At 45.2% G+C, this 24,482-nt stretch carries 17 protein-coding genes; 8 read left to right on the forward strand and 9 right to left on the reverse strand.

Going from position 1 to position 24,482, the window contains the following annotated elements; translation table 11 throughout:
• Nucleotides 1–679: 679 nt before the first annotated feature.
• Nucleotides 680–3,052: a hypothetical protein gene (locus QT987_RS22900; protein WP_333244715.1), complete on the reverse strand. Its 2,373-nt coding sequence runs from the start codon at nt 3,050–3,052 to the stop codon at nt 680–682.
• Nucleotides 3,053–3,135: 83 nt separating this feature from the next.
• Nucleotides 3,136–4,935, reverse strand: coding sequence for a peptidoglycan DD-metalloendopeptidase family protein (locus QT987_RS22905; protein WP_333244718.1), 1,800 nt, complete (start codon nt 4,933–4,935; stop codon nt 3,136–3,138).
• A 573-nt stretch (nt 4,936–5,508) separates the two neighbouring features.
• Between QT987_RS22905 and pgeF the strand changes: the two genes are divergently transcribed.
• Together pgeF and QT987_RS22915 are read left to right on the forward strand one after the other, a co-directional pair.
• Nucleotides 5,509–6,387: a peptidoglycan editing factor PgeF gene (pgeF, locus tag QT987_RS22910; RefSeq protein WP_333244721.1), complete on the forward strand. Its 879-nt coding sequence runs from the start codon at nt 5,509–5,511 to the stop codon at nt 6,385–6,387.
• 243 nt (nt 6,388–6,630) lie between these two features.
• On the forward strand, nt 6,631–7,242 hold the full coding sequence (locus QT987_RS22915; protein ID WP_333244724.1) for a CPP1-like family protein: 612 nt from the start codon (nt 6,631–6,633) through the stop codon (nt 7,240–7,242).
• Between the two features lie 248 nt (nt 7,243–7,490).
• Here the strand turns inward: QT987_RS22915 and QT987_RS22920 are convergent, their stop codons facing one another.
• On the reverse strand, nt 7,491–8,174 hold the full coding sequence (locus QT987_RS22920) for an HAD family hydrolase (protein WP_333244727.1): 684 nt from the start codon (nt 8,172–8,174) through the stop codon (nt 7,491–7,493).
• 479 nt (nt 8,175–8,653) lie between these two features.
• Between QT987_RS22920 and QT987_RS22925 the strand changes: the two genes are divergently transcribed.
• A complete protein-coding gene (locus QT987_RS22925; RefSeq protein ID WP_333244730.1) occupies nt 8,654–10,801 on the forward strand; it encodes a diguanylate cyclase domain-containing protein in 2,148 nt (715 codons plus the stop codon).
• Nucleotides 10,782–11,315, forward strand: coding sequence for a GNAT family N-acetyltransferase (locus QT987_RS22930; protein ID WP_333244733.1), 534 nt, complete (start codon nt 10,782–10,784; stop codon nt 11,313–11,315). Before QT987_RS22925 ends, QT987_RS22930 begins: the two co-directional genes overlap by 20 nt.
• Before the next feature lie 20 nt (nt 11,316–11,335).
• On the opposite strand, the gene hppD is transcribed toward QT987_RS22930, so the two are convergent.
• From hppD to QT987_RS22950, 4 genes are all read right to left on the reverse strand, one after another.
• Nucleotides 11,336–12,397, reverse strand: coding sequence for a 4-hydroxyphenylpyruvate dioxygenase (gene hppD, locus QT987_RS22935; protein WP_333244736.1), 1,062 nt, complete (start codon nt 12,395–12,397; stop codon nt 11,336–11,338).
• A 697-nt stretch (nt 12,398–13,094) separates the two neighbouring features.
• Entirely contained in the window at nt 13,095–13,802 is a 708-nt protein-coding gene (locus QT987_RS22940; RefSeq protein ID WP_333055228.1) for an SDR family oxidoreductase, read from the reverse strand.
• Nucleotides 13,803–13,986: 184 nt separating this feature from the next.
• On the reverse strand, nt 13,987–15,396 hold the full coding sequence (locus QT987_RS22945; protein ID WP_333244739.1) for an NYN domain-containing protein: 1,410 nt from the start codon (nt 15,394–15,396) through the stop codon (nt 13,987–13,989).
• Nucleotides 15,397–15,438: 42 nt separating this feature from the next.
• Entirely contained in the window at nt 15,439–16,710 is a 1,272-nt protein-coding gene (locus QT987_RS22950) for an APC family permease (protein ID WP_333244741.1), read from the reverse strand.
• 333 nt (nt 16,711–17,043) lie between these two features.
• On the opposite strand from QT987_RS22950, the gene QT987_RS22955 reads away from it, so the two are divergent.
• From QT987_RS22955 to pstB (QT987_RS22970), 4 genes are all read left to right on the forward strand, one after another.
• The gene (locus tag QT987_RS22955) at nt 17,044–18,069 is read left to right on the forward strand and encodes a PstS family phosphate ABC transporter substrate-binding protein (protein WP_333244745.1); all 1,026 of its coding nucleotides are present in this window, start codon (nt 17,044–17,046) and stop codon (nt 18,067–18,069) included.
• Nucleotides 18,070–18,239: 170 nt separating this feature from the next.
• Nucleotides 18,240–19,169: a phosphate ABC transporter permease subunit PstC gene (gene pstC / locus QT987_RS22960; protein ID WP_333055221.1), complete on the forward strand. Its 930-nt coding sequence runs from the start codon at nt 18,240–18,242 to the stop codon at nt 19,167–19,169.
• 295 nt (nt 19,170–19,464) lie between these two features.
• Nucleotides 19,465–20,388, forward strand: coding sequence for a phosphate ABC transporter permease PstA (gene pstA / locus QT987_RS22965; protein ID WP_333244748.1), 924 nt, complete (start codon nt 19,465–19,467; stop codon nt 20,386–20,388).
• Nucleotides 20,382–21,185, forward strand: a complete 804-nt coding sequence (pstB, locus tag QT987_RS22970; protein ID WP_333244751.1) for a phosphate ABC transporter ATP-binding protein PstB — start codon at nt 20,382–20,384, stop codon at nt 21,183–21,185. The genes pstA (QT987_RS22965) and pstB (QT987_RS22970) overlap by 7 nt, the downstream gene beginning before the upstream one ends.
• Nucleotides 21,186–21,237: 52 nt before the next feature.
• On the opposite strand, the gene pstB (QT987_RS22975) is transcribed toward pstB (QT987_RS22970), so the two are convergent.
• The gene (pstB, locus tag QT987_RS22975; protein ID WP_333244754.1) at nt 21,238–22,053 is read right to left on the reverse strand and encodes a phosphate ABC transporter ATP-binding protein PstB; all 816 of its coding nucleotides are present in this window, start codon (nt 22,051–22,053) and stop codon (nt 21,238–21,240) included.
• 163 nt (nt 22,054–22,216) lie between these two features.
• Nucleotides 22,217–24,142: a phosphate ABC transporter permease PstA gene (pstA, locus tag QT987_RS22980; RefSeq protein ID WP_333244757.1), complete on the reverse strand. Its 1,926-nt coding sequence runs from the start codon at nt 24,140–24,142 to the stop codon at nt 22,217–22,219.
• Nucleotides 24,143–24,482 lie beyond the last annotated feature (340 nt).

The raw sequence follows: 24,482 nt of genomic DNA on the forward strand, positions 1-24,482 counted from the left end.
CGTCCCGCCCGTCCTTTTTGGACGGGCGGGACGCCCATCCCACAATAACAATTAAAATTGTAAGTTATTTAATTCGCAATCCTTAGCAATTTATTCTGGGAGGGTGACAAAGATGTCTAGGAACTAGAAGGACTCAGGGTTTCTCCCTGTATACGCTGTTGATAAAAGCTAATTTTATTACGAGCTAACTTCATTAATTCTTGCACAGGTTCAGAAGATTGTTCCAGATAATTTACCCGCTGCCCTCCATCTCAACCAACGCCAAATGTACTCCCTATTCGGGATTTTTGGGTCGGTTATTTACGGCGAGACACATATCTTTCCACCTGCATTTTCTGAATATTAGTGCCTTCAAATCCAGCATTTTGAGAACTAAAAAATTCCGCGCGATCGCCCATAGCATTATAGTAGCTGTAAAGGTAAGCTGTGGAGCATTTAAATTGGGAATTCGGGACAGGCTAGAAGCCCGTCCCACAAGAGTTTTATTGATTTTTGACACACAGTTTAAATGTAGAACAGCTTAATCGATCAGTTGCTGGCTGCCAGTCGAATAGATGTTATTCGGCAGCGCGTTTACCGTTATACCTCCGATTAAGCAGTGTGGTGTTTCCACAAATCGATTTTCCCGATTCTGCAGCCCTGTAGCCAATAAATCGTATTGAATTATAACTGCTATATTTTAATTTTTCAAACGATACAACACCGATTCAGTATTAAAATTTTTTCCGAAAACTGGTTGCAGCGGGCCCTCGGCACTTGTCAGCCAAGATAGAGCTTTTCTGGTAGCTGCGTCTGTCCCAGTCAGGGGCCCGAATCCTACAGTCCTAATTTTATTTCGCCGTAGATTGTCAATCCATGCCGAAAGTCGATCGGCTCTAAACGGCACATATAAGACTTGTCTGTCCATATTTCTCCCGTAAAATAGGTAGCTGCGCGAACTTAAAAAGAAGCCTATTTTTTGATCTGGTACTGTATTTTTATCAATATATTCGTAAATACCACGATACAGTTCGGTGCGTGCAAAATCTCGCTTTTCCCTCCAATTACCAATTACTATCAATCCGATAAAGACACCAATTATCACTATGTAAATCGATTTTTTTTGGGTGGGAAATAGATGATTCAGCCATCCTAAGCCAGGATTGATTTTCCACAATATCGCAGCCAGCGTCACTGACACCAGATAAAATATTGGGTATCTTAATATATCTGGCAAACTGGGGCCTAATATTTTCCCGATAGTATTAATAGCTTCTATTGGGTTAGACTTAAAATTGTCAATCAACAAACTACCCCAAACAATACTATCTCCGGTGAAAGAAGCATTTTTAATATAATCAAAAATTGTGTTGCTAGTAATTCCGAACAAACCACTAACCAAAACCACTGCCAGAACAACTAGATTTGGAGTTTTCAAGATAGTTGCTGTAGCTGCTGCTGCGATGCCCAGCAAGCTTAAAAAGGGAAAGCCGTATCTGAGGTTAAAACCCAGTAAAGGGCTGAGTTTACCGATCGAATCTCCCGCCGTACCGGACGTGTAAGGTGTAAATAGATACAGAATTCCTGTGCTGGCGAGAAGTATAATTAAAATAATATTATTTTGATTAATTATTCTGGCTTTACCCTGGATAAAAACCAGAGGCGCTGCCAATACCTGAAGTGCGATCGCCAGAAAGGGCAGTTGCAATCTAATGATAATTTGTACGCCGACAGTTTTCCAGTGGGAAATATTGCTGGGATTAAATTGAGCTGCTAAAGTGCTTTGCCAAATCTTTAGAAGTGGCGAAGCGGGCTGCTTCTGTACCGGAGGTATGGGTGCAGTTATGGGAGACGGGAAGGAAACAGGATCTAAGGGAATTTTAATATCGCCGACTTCGCCGACAGGATAATTGATTTGCAGCAAGTTTCTCGCATACCAAAAACATCCTAAAAGCAAGCAACAAGCTAGGCCGCCAAGTAACACTGGTTTGAGAAAGTGGCGAATTCTAAAATGAGCTGGTGTAGATTTTTTATTAACCGCGAATCTTTTAATTTCTAATATTGCTAATCCTCCTAAAAGTGAGGCTGCATAGATTATTCCCGTGATCTTTATTCCGGCTAGCATTCCTGCGGTTGCCAAAAATAGCGAGAGTTCCGATTGCGATCTGCTGCTATGATAGGATAAACCTAGATACAAGCAGACTGTAAATATTGCAGCTAGCGGTAAATCTGGCTGAATGGTGTTAACTTGGTTGAGCATCATCGGTACTGTCAATACTAAAGATGCTGCTGCCATACCGTGAATTCGGGTTGCTCCAAATTTTATGCTTAATAGATAGACGGCAATTCCCTCAAGTACCCACGCAATTACCAGGGGGAAAGCTGCTAGAAAATCTTCTCCGAAGGGAAGCACACACAAAGCAGATAAAACGTGCCAATTGTAGGGGTATACTCGTGCTTGCTCTTGTTCAAAAATCCAATTTCCGGCGGCATCTAATAATGTAAATGAATGGGTTTGATACCATCGGGCGATCGCAGGCAGGTGAAACCACAATGAATCATAATTGGTTATGGGTTTGGTTGCGATAGTTTCCAACAGCACAAATCCAGCCAAAGCGGTGGCAACAATAATTAGTGATTCTGAGAGAGTCCGAGGTTGATTGAGTTGGGGAATCGGCCACTCGGAGAAGGTAAAAGTTTTGTGGTTTTTTGTATAAATCAGGATGAAGCCGATCGCACAAATCAAAATTTCTGCTATAATCACCGCAGTAATATTTAGTCGATCGGCACTTCCTAAAATCAAGCCGATACAAACTTGGGCAATACTCCATCCCGTCAGGAGTACGAGGAGAAAATGGGGAAATGAATAGTTATTGTTTTCTTTGTGATTCTCGAAGGCAAGAGACAAGCTTAAGGGAATCGGCCCGACTACAATAATCAGAAATAAAATTAATTCCCACAAATGCTGCGCTATTAGCATAAGCTGCAAGTTACCATTTTTTATCAGTTTTTCCTCGTTACCCGAAAGAGCCTGGTAACGAGGAAAAACAACGAGTTCGCGTACTGGTTGCACAAAACATTAATTTTCTTGTGGGGAGTAGGGGTTTGGCTTTTCGACCCTTCCACAAGAAAATTAATCTAGCCCATCCCCAATTTTTACCTGTTAGCTTGCTTCTGAGGTTTGGGTTTGACTGCTTCGGCATCTTTGGGCTTAGAAGTATCAGCTTTTAAGAATTCCGGGAATGGCGGCTGGAGGTTGTGAACTTCGATGTCCATTCCCAGCGGCAGAGGTGGAAGCTGGGGCAGATCGTTTTCCCAATCCTTGAGTGAGCTAGCGGTTTGTATTTCCACCATTTTCGGCATTTGCGGTACTTTGGCGGTTTCCAAACTGCCGATCATTTTTGCCAGAGCGAATTCTAGCTGAGAGCCCGGGTCGATCGCCACCCAACCCTGATCGGTCATTTGCCGAACCTCGAAGTGAAGGTGAGGCCCTGTAGACATTCCCGTACTGCCGACGCGGCCGATCGTCTCTCCCTGTTTCACGAACTCTCCCGGTTTCACAAAAAGTTCCGAAAGGTGGGCGTAGAGAGTTTCCTGAGACTTTTTGTTGTGGTTGAGAACCACTGTCAAACCGTAACCGCCCAACCAGTCGGCGATCGCCACTTGACCCGCATAGGCCGCCAGTACGGGCGTTCCCATCGGGGCCCCCAAGTCTGTTCCGGTGTGAAACCTGCCGTAGCCCAGAACTGGATGAGTCCGCCACCCAAACGGCGAAGTAATTGCCGAAGCAATAGATAGCGGAAACAGCAAGCTGGTGTTGCCATTTCCGGGCACGCCTGGGGGACGCGGCGTGAGATTGTAGTAAGCAAAACCGGTATTGCTGCCACTGCTGACACTAACGGCACCGACTTGAACCGGCCCAAGTCCCATGCTGGGCGCTGGAGCGCCGCCGCCGTAAGATGCAGATCCGGCATAATACCCAGTGTCTGCGGAGTATCCAGTGTCTGCGGAGTAGCCGATGTTAGCCGACGAGTATCCAGCGTTAGCCGAGTATCCAGTGTCTGCGGAGTATCCAGCGTTCGGCGAGTAGCGCGGGGGTGCGTAACCAGATGCCGGTGGGTTTGAATCCCTCCAAACCTGGCTGCCTATTTGTTGAACGGCTTGACCGAGTTTACTGACAGGATTTCCGCTACTATTTCCGGCAACAGTTCCCCGAACATCGCCCGGAAGGCTTTCTGGCCGATTTCGAGGAGGAGGGGCTGCAATATAGCCGTCGTCTGCGATCGGAGGTTCCTCTCTGTAGTTGGGTTCTCCGGCATCTGCCGTCACCGGCTCGGAAACAGGAGGAGGCGCGCACAAACCGCCTTCTCCTTCGCACCCGGTCGATCGCTCTGCAAACTCTATTCTCGTTGGCGCTTCGTACTCTTGGTACTCTTCGTACTCGCTGGTAGCACCAATGCTGTAGTCTGTTTGGTCGATTTCAGCGTGGGCTGGGTTAACTGGCGCTTCAAAAGGTGGCTCCTGGGCCGTCGCTTCTGGCAGGGGAATCAGGGCGGGCTCTGGCAGATAATATTGGGTAGGAGGTGGTTCGCTGGCGTACTCCGGCTCCCAGGCAGGTTCGGGATCGAAAGGCTCGGACGGTGGAACTTCTGCCTGCGGTTCAGGGTATGGTTCTGGTTCCACTTGGCTGTATGCGGGTTCCGGGGGCGGGAGAGGAGCTTCAAATAATGGCTGGAGGTCTGCTGCGCCGGGGACGGCTTGTTCTGCTGGCGGAGTTTCGGCTTGGGCCCAAACTAAGCCTTTGCTGAGCAGTCCCAGACTGGCAAGACAACCCAGTCCCACCAGCAGTGAGCGATCGGACAAAAGGCGCGATCGAGTCCGGGCGCCTGTAGGGTTCTTTTTTTGCTGTTTGGTTTTCAAATGGGCTGTTATTTGCTTGTCTGGAACTGGTTTCACGATTTTTTTTCCCAACTCAACAGGGGGCACAAGGATCTCGAAGTCAGGATCGAATGTATGGCAATCCTTGTCTTTATATACAGGCCTAACTGATTTTACCGGGCTTGAGGCAATTTTTTCTGCACATAGAACAAGCTCAAATGCTTTACGCATTCAGTCGCGATCGATATCCGGTTTTTTCGAGCCTGATTGCACCCGTAACTCGTCTGTGACGGTCACACCGATGATAGCGCTTTGGCGTTCGTTTATGTTAATTAGTTACTAAAATTTTGCTCTCGGGTCGTGCAAAATTTTGGTGGCGTCCGCCGGAGTTAAGCGCCCAGGCATGGGGATTTTTTGATTAAAGCCGATCGTGGGTTTAAACTCAGATGTTGCACCATTGTCAATAAGCTTTTTATGAACAGGCTTTCCGGCCTGTTCCACAAAGAGTGAATTTTCTTGTGGAACAGGCCGGAAAGCCTGTTAAGCGAGAATGGTGCAAGATGTGGGTTTAAACTGAATCGGCTTAATCGGCAAAATTTTTGATTGTTTACAATACAAGGCAAATGATTCGCTTGAGTAAGGATAGGTTTCATGACTGTAGCTGGCGATCGCTTGACAAATTTTCCAAACTCTGAGGGCCTCAGACAGCCTGATGGTATCAGTTGGGACTGGCAGAGTTCTGAAGGCTTGCCCTATCTAACTTGCAGCTTGCTTTCTCGCTGGTCTCACGGCTTTTTTACTCGCGATTTCTCGCCCCAGGGGCCGATCGATCTGACGGAAGTTCTCGAACCTGGAGCTAAGGTTTACCGACTCCAACAGGTACACGGCAATGCGGTACTCAAAACGAGTGAGTTGTCACCCGTTGTGGCTCCGGCCCCGGAAACCCCTGCCCCAAGCTATGCTGAGGCTGATGGCTTGGTGGCAGCTCGAGAATTGGAGGCGCTGTGGGTTTGCTCGGCTGACTGTGTGCCGGTGCTGATTGCTGACGATCGCACGGGACTCGTTGCGGCAGTTCACGCGGGTTGGCGCGGGACTGCTGCTAAGATATTACCAGAGGCGATCGCTCAACTTGTGGCACAAGGCAGTCAACTAGAAAATCTGAAGATTGCTATGGGGCCGGCGATCGCTGGAGAGGTTTACCAGGTATCTGTGGAAGTAGCAGCGGAACTGGGAGCCACCATTGCTCCTAAGAGTGCCGTTAGTGCGACAGCCGACGGCATCTGCGAGTTTTTGCATCAACTGCCGCAAACGCCTGTTTTAGCCGATCCAGAACCGGGAAAAGTACGCTTGGATGTTCGCCTCTGCAATGCTCTGCAATTGCAGCAGTTGGGAATCGATCTTTCTCAAGTGGCGATCGCTCCTTTCTGTACTTATTCTGACTCGGCTCGCTTTTTTTCCTATCGCCGCGATCGACTTAAAAAAGTCCAGTGGTCGGGAATTGTGAGCGCCTGCAGGACAAGTCCCTTCTGAGGGCATTTGGCAGAAGGTAAAATTTTAGACGGCCAAGATAAAAATAACAATCTTTGGATTCATTATTTTTTATTTACGAATGCCAAATGCCTTCTAGTTTCAACCTTCGTAAGGTTTGCTGGTTCCTGTTTTAAAGCACTAAAAACTAGCAGCAAAACTTTTGGGAAAGCGGCAGAGCTCCCGCCCCGCTTTCCTCTCTTGTTAAGATTACTCTATAACGAGAGTCTTCAGCGGGTTATTACAATGAGTGAGCCAACTCCCTATCAACTTCTTGAAGTCGATGAAGATGCTTCCTTTGATGAAGTGCAAGAGGCCCGCACGCGCCTAGGCGAGCAGTACAGCGGTGACAAGAAACGTTTGGAATTGATCGAAGCCGCTTACGATGCGATCCTCATGGATCGCCTGCGGCAGCGACAGGAAGGGAAAATTAAAGTGCCCGAACGCATCCGCTTTCCCGAACGGCTGACTCCCCCACCCCCAAGCTTTACTCCGTCTCCTCCGAGTGGCAGCCCAGCTTGGTTGCAGCGGTTAATCGATACTCCTAGTCGATCGGACATTTTGTGGCCGGCTGGGGTGTATGTGGGGTTAGGCGGACTGAGTATTTATCCGGCGGCTAATGATGGTTTACTACAGTTGACTCTGGCTCTTGGGGTCGGCTGTTGTCTTTATTTTATTAATCGCAAGGAACAAAAATTTGGTCGCGCCGTGCTGCTGACTGTGGCTGGCTTGGTTATAGGCTTGTTGCTGGGAGGATTTTTGGGTTCTTTGGTCAGTCCGGCATTTATAACAACAGAGAAATTTATCGCTGTGTTTACGTTTTTAATTCTGTGGCTGGTTAGCAGTTTTCTGCGATAGTCAGTTGACAGTTGACAGTTGACAGTTGTCAGTTGTCAGTTGTCAACAGTCATCAATCATTAGTCAAGCATCAACAGTCATTAGTTATTGGTAATTGTTGAGTGGTAATTAGTAATTGGTAACAATCAACTAACTACTAACACCTAAAACCTACGAACCAACCAATAACAATTAACCAATAACAATAATTAACCAGTGCCAACTGTCAACTGTCAACTGTCAACTGACAACTGTCAACTGACTAATGACTACTGACTATCTAAGATAATCTCAACTGCTTCGCTCAAATTGTTAGCAATTAAATCCGGTTGGTGCATTTCTAGTTGGGTGCGATCGCGAATTCCGCACAAAACACCAATTACCTTGACACCGTGCGTTTTTGCTGCTATAATATCCGCCTCCGTATCGCCAACCATCCAAGTGTCAGAAGCCGGCGGCAGTTCGGCGAGAGCTCTTGCCATCAACAGGGGCTTATCTTTGACATCCCCGGTTTTAACGTAATCGTTGGGGAGGCAATAGCGGCGGTTTTCTGGGAAAAAATGCCCTAAATTGCAGCGGTTGAAGGCTTCATCTAGTTCCCTAACGCGGCGCATGGTCATCACCGCTAAGTCTACTCCAGCGCCCTGCACCTTTTCGAGAGTTTCCACAGCGGTGGGAACTGGTCGATCGTAAATCATGTAGGGAAGCGTGTGGACGGTTTGACGGCGTTTCTGGGCAAAATCGCGGGCTTGATCTGCATCTAATCCAGAGAGGATGGCGATTTCGGTTTCGGGAACCCGCGCGCGCTTCATGTCCCAAAACTCTGCCTTGGGGAGTTCGCGCACTGCTTGACCCTCACGTTGAGTCTCGGCGAGACACTTCTGGTAAACTCGGTAGTAGCGATCGGACACGTCCATAATCGGGCCGTCAAAGTCGGTAATAAGTCTCAGCATTTAGCAGAGTATTTTTAAGCTTTGTATACAAATCCTTCGATACTATATCATTTAAAGGTAACACTTTCTTTACAAAAATTGACACAAATACCTAGGGGAGGTAAGGTCTATAGGAATGGTGCTAATTAAAGCAAACATTTGAATTAAACTGTGCTGTTCATCAACTTGAGCGGTTGTCAGCCATATCGGGAAATTTAAAATTAAAATGTGTCGCACAAATAGTGTAAACCGCTACATATTGTTGATAAATCTCAACCTCAATCGAGGCTGATTTTGACTGCGCTTTCTCACAAAAAGTGGGTCAAATTAATATTTAGCCCCATTTTTAAAATAAGCAAAAAACTGCTTGGAGAATCCAAAGTGTACTGTTTGCATAAATGAGCCAGCGATAACAGGTGATAACATCTGCCAGTATAAAAATTTCCCTGATAAATCGCAGCCAAACAACAACTAACTTTACCGGCTAACCTTTGAGAGAGATGCTCTACAATAACGAGATGCTTCCCACATTAACTGTAGAGAGCAGCCCCAGAAGTATTAATATTCTTCTTTATAAGCTGTTATCCTTACGCAGGATTGAATACCTCACAGTCGATCGGGAACTTAAGATTAAAGAAATATCTTTGAAAGTGCAAGATTTTGCCTACATTCATGAAGAAGTAGCCGAAGGAAAAGACGTGCGCGATAGTTTTCCCGAACTGCTCGGAATTGAAGGAATCCTTGAAGGCATTATTGAAGAAGGAGAGCAAGACTTTCAGTTAAAATCAATTAACCGAGTTCTCAAAGACGGATCTTATTTGTATCTAAATTTGTACATATTTGGTTATAAGGCACAAGCCAATGCTGACAGATTGATTATTTTATGCGAAGATGTGACAGATAGCATTGCAGCTCAGCAAAGCATGGTTCAGGCTGCCAACGAAAACAGTATGAAAGTCGATTACTTAGCTGCGACTGGCGATTATATTGACAAAATTATTAATTCCCTAGGCGATGTTTTGTTCGTAACCGGAACATCGGGAAAAATCAAAAAAGTGAATCAAGCTGCACAGAAATTATTTGGATATACCGAATCGGAATTAATCGGTCAATCCATATCCCTGATTACGGCAGAGGAGGAATTGTTACGCAAAGTCAGCCAGCTACCTCCTGCACTTAAAAGCCAATATTGGCCTCAAGTAAAAGTAGCTTGCCAAACGAAAATAGGTTTAAAGCTGATTATTGCGTTTTCATGCTCTACTTTCGAGACAAGCCCAGGAAACCCGGATGCAGATAGCGAGGTTATACAAGATTTTGTTTATATCGGCAAAGACATTACCAAGCAACAACGCATAAAAAAGTGTCAAGAAGCACAGTATGCTGTGACTCATATCCTGTCAGAATCAACTTCTCTAGATAGCGCAACTCCGAAAATTTTGCAAGCTATTTGCCAAAGTTTTGGGTGGGATTTTGGCGAACTTTGGACGCCTGCAGAGGCGGAGAAAGAAACTAGATTGGGTGAGGAAATAAAATCGGAACAAGATCCGCTGTGGTGCCTGCCACTTTGCTGTCCGATCGAGGAAACTCCTTGTTGGCGGCGGGTGGCCGTTTGGCAGGCAGCGGAGGAAGTTAGGGAGTTTGCCGAAAACTATCAGCAGATTACTTTGGCTGCGGGTGAGGGTTTGCCGGGAGCGGTTTCCAGAAGCGGTTCTACGCAGTGGATTACTGATCTTGTGGGCGATCCCAGTTTCGTGCGATCGCGCTTGGCAGAGGAAGCGGGACTGCGATCGGGATTCGGTTTCCCCATTCACGCTAGGAGCCAAGTTGTAGGAGTAATGACTTTTTTTTGCCGCGAAGAACTGCCACCGGATCAAGATTTACTTCAGATCATAGCTGTGGTAAGTTCTCAATTAGGAGAATTTGTTAAGCGCAAATATGCAGAGCAAGAATTGCAAGAAGCTGAAGCTTCAATCCGATTTTTGTACGAACAAGAAAAACGCCAAAGTGAAGAATTAGCTCGGCAAAATTTAGCTTTAGAACAAGCCAAATTAGAATTACAAGCAGCTAACATGGAATTGCAGCGGCTCGCTTCGGTGGATGGATTGACTCAAATTCCCAACCGTCGCTGTTTTGACAAAAAATTGGAGTTAGAATGGCAGTTGATGGAGCGAGAAAAAGAGTCGCTATCTTTAATTTTGTGCGATATCGATTTTTTCAAACTTTACAACGATCGTTACGGGCATCAAGGAGGCGACGAATGTTTAAAACAAGTAGCCGAGATTTTAGCTAGCAACGCTCAGCGGGCAGGAGATTTAGCCGCCCGCTACGGTGGCGAAGAATTTGCGGTAATTTTGTCGCGAACTGATGTGCAAGGAGCAAAGCAGGTAGCTGAATCAATTCGCAGGGATTTGAAAGCTGCGGCAATTGTTCATGCTGCTTCCAAGGTAAGTGAGTTTATAACTCTCAGTATGGGAATCGCTACTACTGTACCTGCTGCTGGTTCATCGATCGAGGAGTTGATTGGACAAGCCGATCGAGCGCTGTATCGAGCTAAACTAGAAGGGCGCGATCGTATAGTTGCCCTAGACTTGAAAATAGAATTTCAGAGCCCGAAAGGAGTATGTTCTGATGATTGTGAGAGAAGCTAACATCGCTGACGCACCTGCAATCGCACGGGTGAATCTAGATACTTGGCGCACAGCTTACCGGGAAATTGTACCAGCAGATTACCTCGCACAGTTATCCTATGAAAAGCGAGAAAGCAATTGGCAAGAAATCCTCGTAAATGCAGAAAAAAGTAAAAACTTTGTGTACGTTGCTGAGAATGAATCGGGAGAAATTGTGGGTTTTGCTGCGGGTGGTGGCGAGCGCACTGGCAAATATGTATATAAAGGAGAATTATTTGCCATCTATATTTTGGAGGAATATCAGCGTCAAGGAATCGGACGGCAACTCGTGAGAACAGTTGCCACAAAATTGGCAGAATTAAGTTTGAACTCGATGCTAGTTTGGGTACTAGGAGACAATTCAGCCTATAGGTTTTATGAATTATTAGGAGGTGAAAAAGTAGACGAAAAGCAAACAACTAGAGCAGGAGTTGCCCTCAAAGAAATTGCCTACGGTTGGAAAGATATCGCAGTGCTGATTAACACGCCTGTATGACCGAAAAAGTGGAATTTTTATCAATCATCTATCAAACTTCCTCTCTTCATTTGTTCGCGTTCAATTGCCTCAAACAAAGCTCGAAAATTCCCTGCCCCAAAACCTCCAGCTTGTACCTGTTTCCCGTTAACTAAACTAACTCGGCGCTCAATAATCTCGAAAAAGAAAGTCGGTTCTGCAAAAATTGGCTGGGTAAATATTTGCAGCAGCATTGCTGCGGGAGTATCTTCTTGCCAATCTGCCAAAACTTGACAAGCTGCAATTGCTGGCCAATCTGCGGGCAAATAGTTTTGCCGCTGCTGCAATTCCGAGTAGTATGTTGGAGGAACCGGCAGAAAAGGCAAACCGCACGATCGCAAATCGGCAACAACCCCCACAATATTATTAGTTTGCAAAGCCATGTGCTGAATTCCCGGCCCCCGATTTGCGCTCAAAAACTCTTGAATTTGAGAATTAGCTGATGCCGGTTCATTAATCGGGAATTGCACCCCACCTTCAGCGTGCACCATAACTTGGCTACGCAAAGCCGATTTCTCAGTCTGAATGTCAAAATTTTGCTGCGGTTGAAAACCTAATATTTTTTGATACCAACTAACAGCACTTGATAAATCCCCAGATTCAACATTTAACACTACGTGGTCAATCCGGGTAAACAACGGCCGCTTATCCGAAGCCGATAGCAGTGAATGGCTGCCAATTCGCTCCACTAGCGTATGACTTAAATCGCCCCAGCCAGCGATTTTTGCCCGCTTAAAATAGCCTCCTGCGTTTAGGTCTTCTTGAATCGGTTCCAGGATTTTAGCGCCTTCAGCAGCCGCTCTAGCTACCGCTAATTCAATATTTTTTACCCGAAAACCCACATCGGCAATCCCTGGAGGATGAAACTTCAACCAACTAGCAGCGGGACTAGCGGGTGTCAGGGGCGAAGATAAAACAAAACATACATTGCCACTGCTGACAACTTCAGTGTGAGTGTGGCTGTTGGCATAACCTGCTATGGATTGAAAGCCTAACTGGCTGACAAACCAGTCGCAGGATACTTGAGCGTTTTCAACGTAAAATTGAATGCGATCGAACTCCATAATCAATAATTGAAAATGGAAACTGAAAAATGGAAAATCTGCTGATTTTCAAGGTCAAACTGCCAGGTAGGGACTGAGTAATGGAGATGTTTCATACTTTTTATTGCGCGCCCACTTAATAATAACCTAAAGATTGAATATCCTAGCTCCCTCTGAAGGCAGAAATAAGTCGGCACTTAAAAGAAACCCGTTGTCTGCGATAACTTAGGTTTGACCGCTAGACCTTCGCCAATAGGACTAAGGCAAAAAATGGTTTGACGTGCTACTTATATGGGTAAGGTGCGCGGCAGAAGAGCACTCTACATAATTAGGTGCTGTGCAAGTTCTCAAACCTAAAGATATGATAATTTTTCGGGGCTTGAGGCGCCGCTGTCTTCTGCCTTCAAATGACCAAGAATTTCAAAGGTGGTACCCGCCACGTGATTTATCCGTGGAATCAATCCCAAATCGAAAATCGAAAATCCTCAAGAAAGAGCATTGATCCGTGGGGTCGCCTCTAAAATCGAAAATCGAAAATCGAAGCTGTCTTCTGCCTTCAAATGACAAGCGAATTTCTTCATGTGATACCCGCCACGTGATTTATCCGTGGAATCAATCCCAAATCGAAAATCGAAAATCCTCAAGAAAGAGCATTGATCCGTGGGGTCGCCTCTAAAATCGAAAATCGAAAATCGAAAATCGATTGACTCCTCAATCGCTAAAAGAACAAATGACTTTCCGGCTGAATATTAATCTCCATCGGCACAGCTTGCGGGTCAGCCGAAAGAGCAAACATAATCGCATTTGCAGCAGTTTCGGTACTCAGCATTTTTGACCTGTCTACCTTCAAACTCACATTATCCCAAAAGGGAGAATCCACCCCGCCAAAATAGAATAGCGTAAACTTAATGCCGTAGCGTCGCAGTTCATCTGCCATGCACTTGCTGAAACCAACTACCCCAAACTTTGAAGCGCAATAAGCCGTTCCCATCGCCATCGAATGCTTGCCCAAAATCCCGATGACATTGCAAATGTGGCCGGATTTGCGCTCTTTCATCACATTCGCCGCTGCTTGAGACGTGTAAAAACTGCCTTTCAAGTTCAAGTCAAGCATTGCATCTAAATCAGCGGGTTCTAACTTGTTCCACTGCTTGAGAATTCCGGCACCGGCGGCGTTGATGAGGGCATCAATTTGTCCAAAATGTTCCAGAGTTGTCTGCATCAACGTCTCGACTTGTGGCAAATCGGTGATATCTGTGGGCACGCACAGTACCTCTGTTGCTGAAAGTTCGCTAGCTAAAGTGTCTAATTTACTGCTGTCTCTGGCGGCGAGCACTAGCCTCGCACCCGCATCAGCGAGTTTGCGGGCCACTGCTGAACCGATGCCGCCAGTCGCACCCACCACAACCACAACTTTGTCCTGCATATCCCTTTACATTTCTTTACGTCCAGATTGTATGATAACTCAAGTTGCTAGTAATGGGGATGTTGATATAGCAATCCTTGCAGGAGTCGTAAATTTTTGACCCCACCCCAACCCTCCCCTTATCAAGGGGAGGGAGTAAGAAATTCACAAATTATTTAGGATGGCTATATATTTTAATTTTTAATTAATTGAGAGAAACTTGCCAGCCTTTTTCGGCTTTTTTTAGCTGGAGAGAAGCGCAGGATTGCAAAAATTTAGTGAATTTCTTACCCAAATTAAAATCTTTAATTATTTGGGTAATTTGTTTGCCGTATTGTCGGTGAAATTCACTACCAACATTGGAGAGAAATACAGAATTTTCAGGAGAGTTGTCGGTTAAGTCGCCAACGATTTTGACAAGAGCTCTTTCTAAGTCTTCGAGAGAATTAATATCGGTCAAAGTTGCAGGTGCTGGCTGGTGGTTATTCAGATTTTCTTGGTTAAGTATTGGCGGTGGGGGCGATAATCTTACTTCAAAAAGAGTGACATAAGTTTGAGAAGTTTCTGAGGGTTTGTGGAGGACAAAATCGGTGGGATATTTGATAAATATATCCCTGGTTTTAGTACCAAGCAAATGATGGGCAACAACTTGATTGAGGACTAAGCCGTAATTTTCCTTAAATAAAGCTGAAACTGTAGAAAGTTTTATCCACTGAGTTGAGGTACGCTTTTGCTCTTTTTTGATTAATTCTTTGAGCTGAATAACTAATTGTTCTAGGGGGGTTATTTCCGGTGTGGTTACTAGGGAATGGGTTTCCAATTGTCCGGTTTTGCTGTTTAAAACTAGGATTTTATCTATTTGTTTGCGGACTTGAAATACGGTTAGTCCGTGGGCTTGCAGTGTGTTGCTGAGGTGAGTGAGGGCGCGATCGGACGAACAGACAAAAATCTCCTTGGCTGTGGGATAATGTACGAAAATCGATGCCCCGACTGTAGCCATTTTTAAGTCGGCGCTGTCTTTGCCGGGGGGGACGTGAATTAGTTGATAGCCACGCTGGTGAAATTCGGCATCTTTTTTGCCCATGCTGCGCCAGTTGGCAAAGGCAACTTTGATTTGGATGGGATAGTGGCAAATTCCCTCTAAAAATTTTTCGGTTTCGATGGTGAGTTGCAAGTTTTCGACATCTAGCAGCAAAATAGCAATACCGACAGGAAGCGGGGCTGGTTGATTGGCTGTTGGAGTTGGAGGTTCTGACGAAACTGAGTTTTGTGATTTAGCTGGTGCTGTTTGAGATTGGGCTAGCTGCTGAATTTTGGCACATAATTTACTGAATTGAGGTGAATTAACGAATTCTGGAATCAGCAGAATTTGTAGGTATTTTTTCGCACTCAGCACCAGGGAATCTGTATCGCTGGCTACTGTGAAACTTTTTGTCAATTTTCCAATCAAAACTGACTGAAAATCAGGTTTGGCCCAGGGGGTTTTCCTGTATTTTTCAGTTATCCATTCGGGATGCTTTTCCTGAATGGTAATTAGGGTTTGAGCTATATAGCGACTGATGGCGCTGAATGCGAGAGATTCTTGAGTCGCAAGCTCGGAGGTTCGATCGGGCATGGCCCTCTACAATGCGGGATGCTGTTTCAATTTATCACAATTCTAGTTTTTCGCCGGGAGTCGGACGATCGCCCGCCAAATTAAACCGGCGACAATTAATGCCAATCCTGTCAGCCAAATTTGTCTCTCCACCCAAAAAGCCAGAAACAGACAATTCCCCAAACCCACCCAAGCCAACCACTGCGGATAAAGTCTTTCGGCGGGGGAAAGTTGCAGGGCGGCGAGGTTGGTGATAGCGTAGTAAATCAAAACGCTAAAAGCGCTAAATGACCAAGTGGTTTTGACATCGCCGACGAGGATTAAAAGTGCGATCGTAACTTCCACAACCACCACAGCCACGTAGGGAGTTGTCCCCGAAGGATTCAGCCGCGCCAAGACTCTGGGCATATCCAAGCGTCGCCCCATCGCCAGCCAGATGCGCGACAGCCCTAAAATTAAGTTCAGCAAGACTCCCAACATAGCGGTAATTGCGCCGACGGCTAGCAGTTGAGAAACTCCCGGAATTCGGAAACTGCGGGCGATGACTTCCAAGGGTGCAGTCGTGCCGCCTGGTTGTAAAGACAATTTATCGGCTCCCCCCGCGCCCGCGACAACTACTGCTACCCCGACGTAAAGCAGCATTGTCAGCACCAAAGTGAAAATTATGGCTTTGGGAATGGTTTCCCTCGGTTCCCGCACTTCCTCGCTCATTGTGGTGATGCGGGCGTAACCGCTATAAGCGACAAACATCAGGGCGGTGGCCTGGAAGATGGAGCCGATCGAGCTATCATTCTGTACGGTGGCCATTTCCCACCTTACCTCTGGCAAACCGACAGCAACAAACACTGCTAAGGATAGAAGTGTAACTGAGACTATGGCAGTATTGGCAATATTCGATCGCCTAATTCCCGTCAATACAATTAAAGTGATGGCGGCGAGGGCGACTAAAGCTGTTAGGATCAGGTAAGTGCGATCGGCGACACCAACTGCATTTAAAAAATACCCCGCAAAACCTAAAGCAGCAGTAGCCGCAGAAGCCGTTTTCGCCAACAAAAACATCCAGCCGGCAGTGAAACCCAGCCAAGGATTGAGATATTTGTAGCCATATTCATAAGTACCGCCGCTAACAGGATGATTTGCTGCTAATTGAGCGCTGTTAAGGCCATTGCAAACAGCAACAAAAGCTGCAATACCCACAGCCAAAATCACCCCCGGCCCAGCAACTTCCGCCGCAATGCCGATACTCACAAATACTCCGGTACCGAGGATTGAGCCCAGGCCCATGAGAGTTGCGCCGAAAACACCTAACTCTCGCTTCAGAAGTGGTGAAGACATTTTTGCAAAAAACCTTACAAAGTTTTCAAGACGATCGCAAATAGCACATTAGACATATCCAATAATTTTTGTGGAACAGGCATCCTGCCTGTTCAAAACTGGCTTTTCTGGAGATGCCTATTTAAAAAAACAATTGTCGCTGCCCTTTCTAGTTTAAGCTTTTTCCCGATCAATTTTATAGTCATCAAAAGATTGGTTCAACAGTCCATTATCTCAGTTCGTGGGAAAAATTTAAACTGTTCATAATCTAAATTAATTCAAAATTTAAAGATCGACTGTTATCCTCCTATAGGATTCGCTGCTCATCATACTTAACGCACAGGATCAAATTATATGGCGCTCAATTTGATGAAATTTAAGCTTAACGGCTGGACAATAGCCGGTGCATCGGCATTTGTAGCTGCGGCAATTGGTATGTCAGTCCCAGCGATTCAGGCTCAAGGACAAAGAATAATTAAAATCGACGGTTCCAGCACAGTCTACCCGATTACCGAAGCTGTCGCCGAAGAGTTCCAAAAAACCAACAGAGGCATACAAGTTACCGTGGGCGTCTCCGGTACGGGTGGGGGCTTCAAAAAATTCTGCCGCGGTGAAACTGACATTTCCAACGCTTCCCGACCGATTTTGAAAGCGGAGATACAGGCCTGCGCTCAAGCTGGGATTAGATATATAGAACTCCCCGTGGCTTATGACGCTCTGACAGTGGTGGTTAACAACCAAAATACCTGGGCGCAAAACTTGACAGTTGCCGAACTCAAGAAAATGTGGGAACCCGGAGCTCAGGGTAAAATCAATAACTGGAACCAAATTCGGGCAGGATTTCCCAACGCACCCCTGAAGCTTTTTGGTGCTGGTACGGCTTCTGGAACTTTTGACTATTTTACTGAAGCGATCGTCGGTAAATCTAAATCTAGCCGGGGCGACTACACTGCCAGCGAAGACGACAACGTGTTAGTCAACGGTGTTTCTCGCGACAAAAATGCCATAGGTTACTTTGGCTACGCTTATTACGAAGCAAATAAGGGCAAGCTCAAATCAGTGGCAATTAATGGTGGTAGAGGACCTGTATTGCCTTCTGCACAGACAGTGCAAAATGGCTCTTATCAACCGCTATCCCGTCCTCTGTTCATCTACGTTAATGCCAAGTCGGCAGATAAACCGGAAGTGAAGCAGTTTGTCGAATACTATATCAAGAACGGTGCTAAACTAGCGCGCGATGTCAAGTACGTAGCTCTACCTCCACAGGCTTATACAACTGCTATGGGTCATTTTACCAAGCGTCGTGTAGGCACTATTTTCGGTGGCGAAGAAGCTGTAGGTTTGACGATTGAGGAAATGTTGAAGCGCGAAGCCAGATAGCAAGTTTATCGGTATTTATTTAGTCAGCAGTCATTAGTTACTGGCGTAAATCCCGATCGTGGCGCTGCATTTACTTACAAAAATTATATCAATATTTCGGGGTGCCAATCCGAGAGTCACTACTAATGACCGATCGCTAATGACTAATAACCAATAACTCTTGATAACTAATGGCTCAAAAATCACTGAAATTATCCAAACAAGCCGCGTTTTCCCCAAAGCTAGTGAGGGATTTGCGCGAAGGTGCGATCGCTTTTTTGCTGTTCCTCGCAGCCTTTTCCTCAGTAGTAACTACTTTCGCTATTCTTTACATCCTAGTTTCGGAGTCCTTGGGTTTCTTCCAACAAGTTTCTTTGGTGGAATTTCTCACGAGTACAGAATGGACTCCCCTATTTTCCGAGCCTCGCTACGGGATTTTGCCCCTAGTTTCGGGTACTTTGGTAATTGCGGGAGTTTCAATGATGGTGGCAATTCCTATGGGTACAATCATTGCGATTTACCTGAGCGAATTTGCTGACAGTCGGGTGCGCGAGGTGATGAAGCCAGCGTTGGAATTGCTGGCGGGAGTTCCCACAGTAATCTACGGTTACTTTGCCTTCTTATTTGTGACCCCGATGTTGCAAATAGTGCTGCCGGATTTACCGGGATTCAATATGTTGAGCGCTGGATTGGTGGTGGGTATTATGATTGTACCCTTCATTAGTTCGATCGGCGAAGATGCAATGCGAGCTGTGCCAGTATATCTCAAGGAAGGCGCTTATGCAATGGGAGCAACACGATTTCAAACAGCAACGTCGGTAGTTTTTCCCGCTGCACTTTCGGGAATTTCTGCTTCTTACATTTTGGCAATTTCTCGCGCTGTGGGCCTTACAATGGTCCCCGCGATCGCCTCTGGTTTGCAGCCGAGTTATACCTGGAATCCAATGGAACCCGGTGCTACAATTGCTTCTTATATCGTGCAAGTTAGTCTCGGCGACTTGCCGCACGCCAGCTTAGAGTATCAAACAATTTTTGTGGCGGGGCTGACCCTAGTGTTGATGACTTTGATATTTAACATAATTGGGCATTTTCTGAGCAAGCGTTACAGGGAAATCTACTAATACTAAGTAAGGGTAATACCAATTTTTGGTGAGTTTCCATACAATCAGATCCCCCCTAACCCCCCTTAGTAAGGGGGGGACAACATTCTTCTCTCCGCCCTTAATAAGGGGGGATTCTTCTCAAAGTCAACCCCTACTCCCCTTATTAAGGGGGATTTAGGGGGAGCTAGCTATGTGAAACTACCCATTAAATTGGTATAAAAAGAAAGTTTTAAGGCTTGAGTTAACTAAACACAAGAATCAAAACTCCTCACCAATTACTAATCATCAATTGCCAATTACTAACTCCCAAAATATGGCCGTAAAAAATATACAAGAAATCCGAAAAATAATTGCAAAAGCTAAGCTGTGGGACAGCATTTTCGCTGCGATCGGCTTATTGTTGATGCTAGTAGGCGTGGTTGTCCTGTTAGCATTAATCATTGATTTGGCGATCGATGGTGTACCGCGTCTTTCCTGGCAATTCTTGACATCCTTCCCCTCCCGTCGCGCGGAAGACGCAGGCGTACTGTCTGCTTGGGTAGGCTCGGCTTTAGTAATGTTAGTAACAGCTTTAGCCGCGGTTCCCTTGGGTATTGCGTCGGGTATTTACTTGGAAGAGTACGCCCGGAAAAATTGGGTTGCTGATTTTATCGAAATTAATGTCACTAATTTAGCAGGCGTTCCTTCAATTGTTTATGGACTTTTAGCTTTAGGTTTCTTTGTATATCAATTAAACTTGGGTCAGAGCATTCTCACTGCTGGTTTGACTTTAGCACTGCTGATTTTACCAGTAGTAATTGTTACTACTCGCGAGGCACTGAGGGCTATTCCTAATGAGATCAGGGAAGCTTCCTACGCCACAGGCGCTACCAAGTGGCAAACGATTTCGGATCACGTTTTGCCATACTCCGCTGGCAGTATTATGACAGGAGTAATTGTGGGGTTGTCAAGGGCGATCGGAGAAACAGCACCTCTAATTACAATTGGGGCTCTCACATTTATTGCCTTTTTGCCCGACTCTCCCCTGCAATCCGAATTTCCTTATGTTTCGTTTAAATGGCTGATGTCACCCTTCACAGTCATGCCCATGCAAATGTTCAACTGGGTATCCCGCCCGCAACCGGAATTTCAAAACAACGCTGCCGCAGCAGGCCTGATAATACTGGCGATGACTTTGGCAATGAATGGCTTGGCAATTTATCTCCGCTATATTTTCCGCAAAAACATCAAATGGTAAAAAAAATCACAACCAACTCTTCGTCTTCAACTACCGTTAAGGCAAAAGCTGAAGTCAGAAACCTGAATTTTTTCTACGGTTCAACTCAGGCACTGAAAAATATCAACCTAGTTGTTGATGATAAAAAAGTGACCGCGCTAATTGGCCCGTCTGGCTGTGGCAAAACTACGCTGCTGCGGTGTTTTAATAGGATGCACGACCTCTATCCCGGCAATCGTTACGAAGGGGAAATCTTGCTGGACTCCGATGAGATTAATATCCTCAGCCGCAAGGTAGATCCCATCGAAGTTCGGATGCGGATTAGCATGGTATTTCAAAAGCCAAATCCTTTTCCCAAGTCAATCTATGAAAATGTAGTTTATGGGTTGCGAGTGCGGGGTCAAACGAAGCGCAGCGTCATGGATGAAAAAGTCGAAAAAGCTCTGCAGGGCGCGGCTTTGTGGAATGAAGTAAAAGACAGATTAAATGATTTGGCGTTTAATCTTTCGGGAGGTCAACAGCAGCGGTTGTGCATTGCTAGAGCTCTCGCAACCGAACCTGAGATAATTTTATTTGACGAACCAACTTCTGCCCTAGACCCGATCGCAACTTCCAGCATCGAAGCTTTAATTGCCGAATTGAAGGAACAAGTGACAATTCTAATTGTTACTCACAATATGCAGCAAGCCGCACGGGTTTCTGACTATACAGCTTTCATGTATTTAGGTGAAATGGTCGAGTTTAATCAAACTAAGACTATTTTTAACAGTCCTGCCAAGCAGCAAACGCAAGAATATGTAGAAGGTCGATTTGGATAATCAATGACTCAATTAAGGTGCGTTACAACTAGATATAACGCACCCTAATTTTTCAACTAATTACACTATCTATGCGGCTGTAAGTGCCCACATAATCAGAGGTCGTTTTATGTTGAGGACTCAGGAATATAGAAGGAGCTGAAGCATACTCTACAAGTTCGCCCACTCGCCTTCCTTCTTGAATCTTGATATTGAAAAAGGCAACAAGATCAGCAACTCTTGAAGCCTGCTGTAAATTGTGCGTGACTATAACAATTGTGTAATGCTTCTTCAGCCTGTTAATCAATTCTTCTATGCGTAAAGTTGAAATTGGATCGAGCGCTGAACAAGGTTCATCCATCAAAATTACCTCTGGTTGAAGTGCTAAGGCTCTAGCAATGCAAAGTCGCTGCTGCTGGCCCCCTGATAAAGTCATAGCATTTTTATTAAGCCGGTCTTTTACTTCATCCCACAGCGCTGCTTGACGGAGAGAATCTTCGACAAGCTCGTCAATATTTCCCCGATAGCCGTTGACGCGAAGTCCCAAAGCAATGTTCTCGTAAATCGATTTGGGGAATGGATTGGGTTTTTGAAATACCATACCGATGCGGCGGCGAATCTCTATGAGATTGAACTCTGTGATGTCTCGATCGTAAAAAGTAATTTTTCCGGTTATTTTAGCGCCTTTAACTAAGTCGTTGATGCGGTTAAAACAGCGCAGCAGAGTCGTTTTTCCGCAGCTAGAAGGGCCGATAAATCCTGTAACTTGATTTTTGTAAATTTCCATATTGATTCCTTGTATGGCTAAAGTGTCATTGTAGGATACGGATAGTTGCTGGACGCGCAAAATAGCTTCTAGGGGTGTTGGCAATTCAAAATCTGTTTGCATAGGTACAAAGAAACTGGGTATTGGCGATTGGGAATTGCAGATAGGGGGGTGTAAGGAAGAAGCAATAATTTATCCATTACAATCCTAATCCTGGATTTTTAGGTTTACAGGTGCGGAATTTTATTGCTACTTGGGTGAGGCTTGCTAATTGCTATTTGATGCTTTAAGCTTTTTTTTTGCTACAGCTATCTCGCAATATTATAGCCGAAATATTCATCACAAATAGAATGCCAATTAGCAAGATAATTGCTGCTGCTGCATTTTGTTGGAAATCGGCTTGACTTCGAGAAACCCAGTTAAATATTTGAACTGGTAGAGCGGTAAAAGGACTGCGTAACCCCTCCAGAGATAAAGCAGGCGTAAAGGTAATAAAAGCCGATGCACCTACCGCAATTAGCGGGGCAGTTTCGCCAATTGCGCGGGAGAGGGATAAAGAAATTCCCGTTAAAATACCGGGCATTGCAGATGGCAGGACTAGATGCCACAAAACCTGCCACCGAGTCATTCCTGTAGCGGTGCCTCCTTCGCGCAAGCTATGGGAAACGGCGCGCAGTGCTGAACGAGTAGCTATAATTATTGTGGGTAAAGCGATTACTGATAGAGTGAGGGACGCAGAAAGTAAACTGTACTTGCCAGTCACAAATCCTAATCCGTGAACAAATACTCCCAGCCCTAGCAAGCCATAAATAATAGAGGGCATTGCTGCTAAATTTGCAATGTTAATTTCGAGGAATTCGCTAAATAGATTATTGGGGACGTATTCTTCGAGATAAATGGCTGCTCCTACTCCAATGGGAGTAGCGAAAATTGCAGTTAATCCCAGCAACCAAAAAGTTCCCGCTAAGGCTACGTAAATTCCTGCTTCTTCGGGGTTCCTGGAAGCAAATGACGTGATAAATTGCCAGTTAAGGCGCGAGAGACCATCTTGAGACACATCAAATAATAAAAGCCCTAGAACGGTTATTAAAACCAAAGGTGGAATAACGGTGAGAATTATGAATATTCGATCTAGGAAGTGACGTTTGGTGAAATCAGGCTGAAAAATGTGAGGAATATTTGGTATTTTTTGAGGGGAGTATTGAGCGATATCTGACCGAGAATTAATAGCTAAATGTTCTTGATTTACCTCCGGGCTGCCAATTGGGACTTCTAACATTAAATCGCGGTGACGCCGGACAAGCAAGTGACTCAGTGTGTTGAGGATCGAGGTCATCAAAAATATGACCGTCCCTACTGTGAAAATAGTGTGAAATTCTAGAGAATTTATAGGTACATCACCCAAACTTACTTGAATGATAAAAGCAGTCATTGTCGATACTGCTTCTAGCGGATTCAGAGCAAAGTGGGGATTTTGTCCGGCTGCAATGGAGGCGATTAGGGTTTCTCCCAAACAGCGAGAAGCTGCTAATGTAAAGGAGGCAATGATGCCGGGAAATGCGACTGGTAAAATTATTTTAGTGATAATTTCTGGTTTGGTAAAACCTAAAGCATAAGCTGCTTCCTGTAATCGTTTTGGGACATTTTGAATAGCGTCTTCACTCATAGAAGATACAATAGGTGCAATCATTATGCCAGTGACTAAACCTGCGCTTAAAGGGCTAAACCCGGCTAGATTGGGGATAAGTTTTTGCAGCAGCGGGGTGACAAATAACAGAGCAAAATAGCCATAGACTACAGTGGGGATGCCCGATAGAGTTTCTATAAAGGGTTTGAGCAGATAACGCACTCTATGGGGAGCGTATTCGCTGAGGTAGATGGCAGTGAGGAAGCCAATAGGCACGGCAACAGTCATGGCGATCGCCGTTGTCAACAATGTGCCGCTGGCAAGTACCATAATGCCAAAGGTTTTATTAGGAAACAGCGGCGTCCACTGCGTATCTGTCAAAAATCTCCACAAAGGTACTTCTTGGAAGAAAATAGCTGTTTCATAAATCAGGACTGTAATAATTCCTAGGGTGATGAATGCGGGAATACACCCAAGTATTCCCAATAGAGCGTGTAAAGCATACTCTTTCCACATAGCTGAGGTTAAATTGCGCTGCCAAAGCTTAGACTCAGGGGGTGGCAGATGCGAAGGGGCAGTTTTCATTTAAACCTGGGCTTTTGATTGTTGGCGATCGAGAGTGTCTTGATAGTTTAAAAATAATTAATTTTTCGTGCTAGTTAGTGAGGGATTAATTATTATTCAGTAATTGAGTCGCTGCAAACTGACTCAAAAAATTAGCTTTAAAAACTAATAACTAATGATTGCTAGTAGATGGTTATTTAAAATAACTGATGTTCTCTGATAATTTATCACAATAGCTAATCAAAAAGGGTTAAGAATAGGTAAGCAATTCGATAACTGAGGATTAAAGCCTCGGACTGGTTGAAAGAAAAGTGGGCCGCCCGATTAAAACCTGAGAGGCGAAAAGTTGTCTATTTGACCG

The sequence above is a fragment of the Microcoleus sp. SVA1B4 genome (assembly GCF_036700545.1).
GTDB lineage: Bacteria > Cyanobacteriota > Cyanobacteriia > Cyanobacteriales > Microcoleaceae > Microcoleus.

Bases quoted from the DNA above. Each gene is read 5' to 3' on its own strand.
- QT987_RS22920 (WP_333244727.1), bottom strand. From the start codon at position 8,174: ATGCTGAGACTTATTACCGACTTTGACGGCCCGATTATGGACGTGTCC.
- pstA (WP_333244757.1), bottom strand. From the start codon at position 24,142: ATGAAAACTGCCCCTTCGCATCTGCCACCCCCTGAGTCTAAGCTTTGG.
- QT987_RS22940 (WP_333055228.1), bottom strand. From the start codon at position 13,802: ATGCAGGACAAAGTTGTGGTTGTGGTGGGTGCGACTGGCGGCATCGGT.
- pstB (WP_333244751.1), top strand. From the start codon at position 20,382: ATGGTAAAAAAAATCACAACCAACTCTTCGTCTTCAACTACCGTTAAG.
- QT987_RS22950 (WP_333244741.1), bottom strand. From the start codon at position 16,710: ATGTCTTCACCACTTCTGAAGCGAGAGTTAGGTGTTTTCGGCGCAACT.
- pgeF (WP_333244721.1), top strand. From the start codon at position 5,509: ATGACTGTAGCTGGCGATCGCTTGACAAATTTTCCAAACTCTGAGGGC.
- pstC (WP_333055221.1), top strand. From the start codon at position 18,240: ATGGCTCAAAAATCACTGAAATTATCCAAACAAGCCGCGTTTTCCCCA.
- QT987_RS22930 (WP_333244733.1), top strand. From the start codon at position 10,782: ATGATTGTGAGAGAAGCTAACATCGCTGACGCACCTGCAATCGCACGG.
- pstA (WP_333244748.1), top strand. From the start codon at position 19,465: ATGGCCGTAAAAAATATACAAGAAATCCGAAAAATAATTGCAAAAGCT.
- pstB (WP_333244754.1), bottom strand. From the start codon at position 22,053: ATGCAAACAGATTTTGAATTGCCAACACCCCTAGAAGCTATTTTGCGC.
- QT987_RS22945 (WP_333244739.1), bottom strand. From the start codon at position 15,396: ATGCCCGATCGAACCTCCGAGCTTGCGACTCAAGAATCTCTCGCATTC.
- QT987_RS22915 (WP_333244724.1), top strand. From the start codon at position 6,631: ATGAGTGAGCCAACTCCCTATCAACTTCTTGAAGTCGATGAAGATGCT.
- QT987_RS22955 (WP_333244745.1), top strand. From the start codon at position 17,044: ATGGCGCTCAATTTGATGAAATTTAAGCTTAACGGCTGGACAATAGCC.
- hppD (WP_333244736.1), bottom strand. From the start codon at position 12,397: ATGGAGTTCGATCGCATTCAATTTTACGTTGAAAACGCTCAAGTATCC.
- QT987_RS22925 (WP_333244730.1), top strand. From the start codon at position 8,654: ATGCTCTACAATAACGAGATGCTTCCCACATTAACTGTAGAGAGCAGC.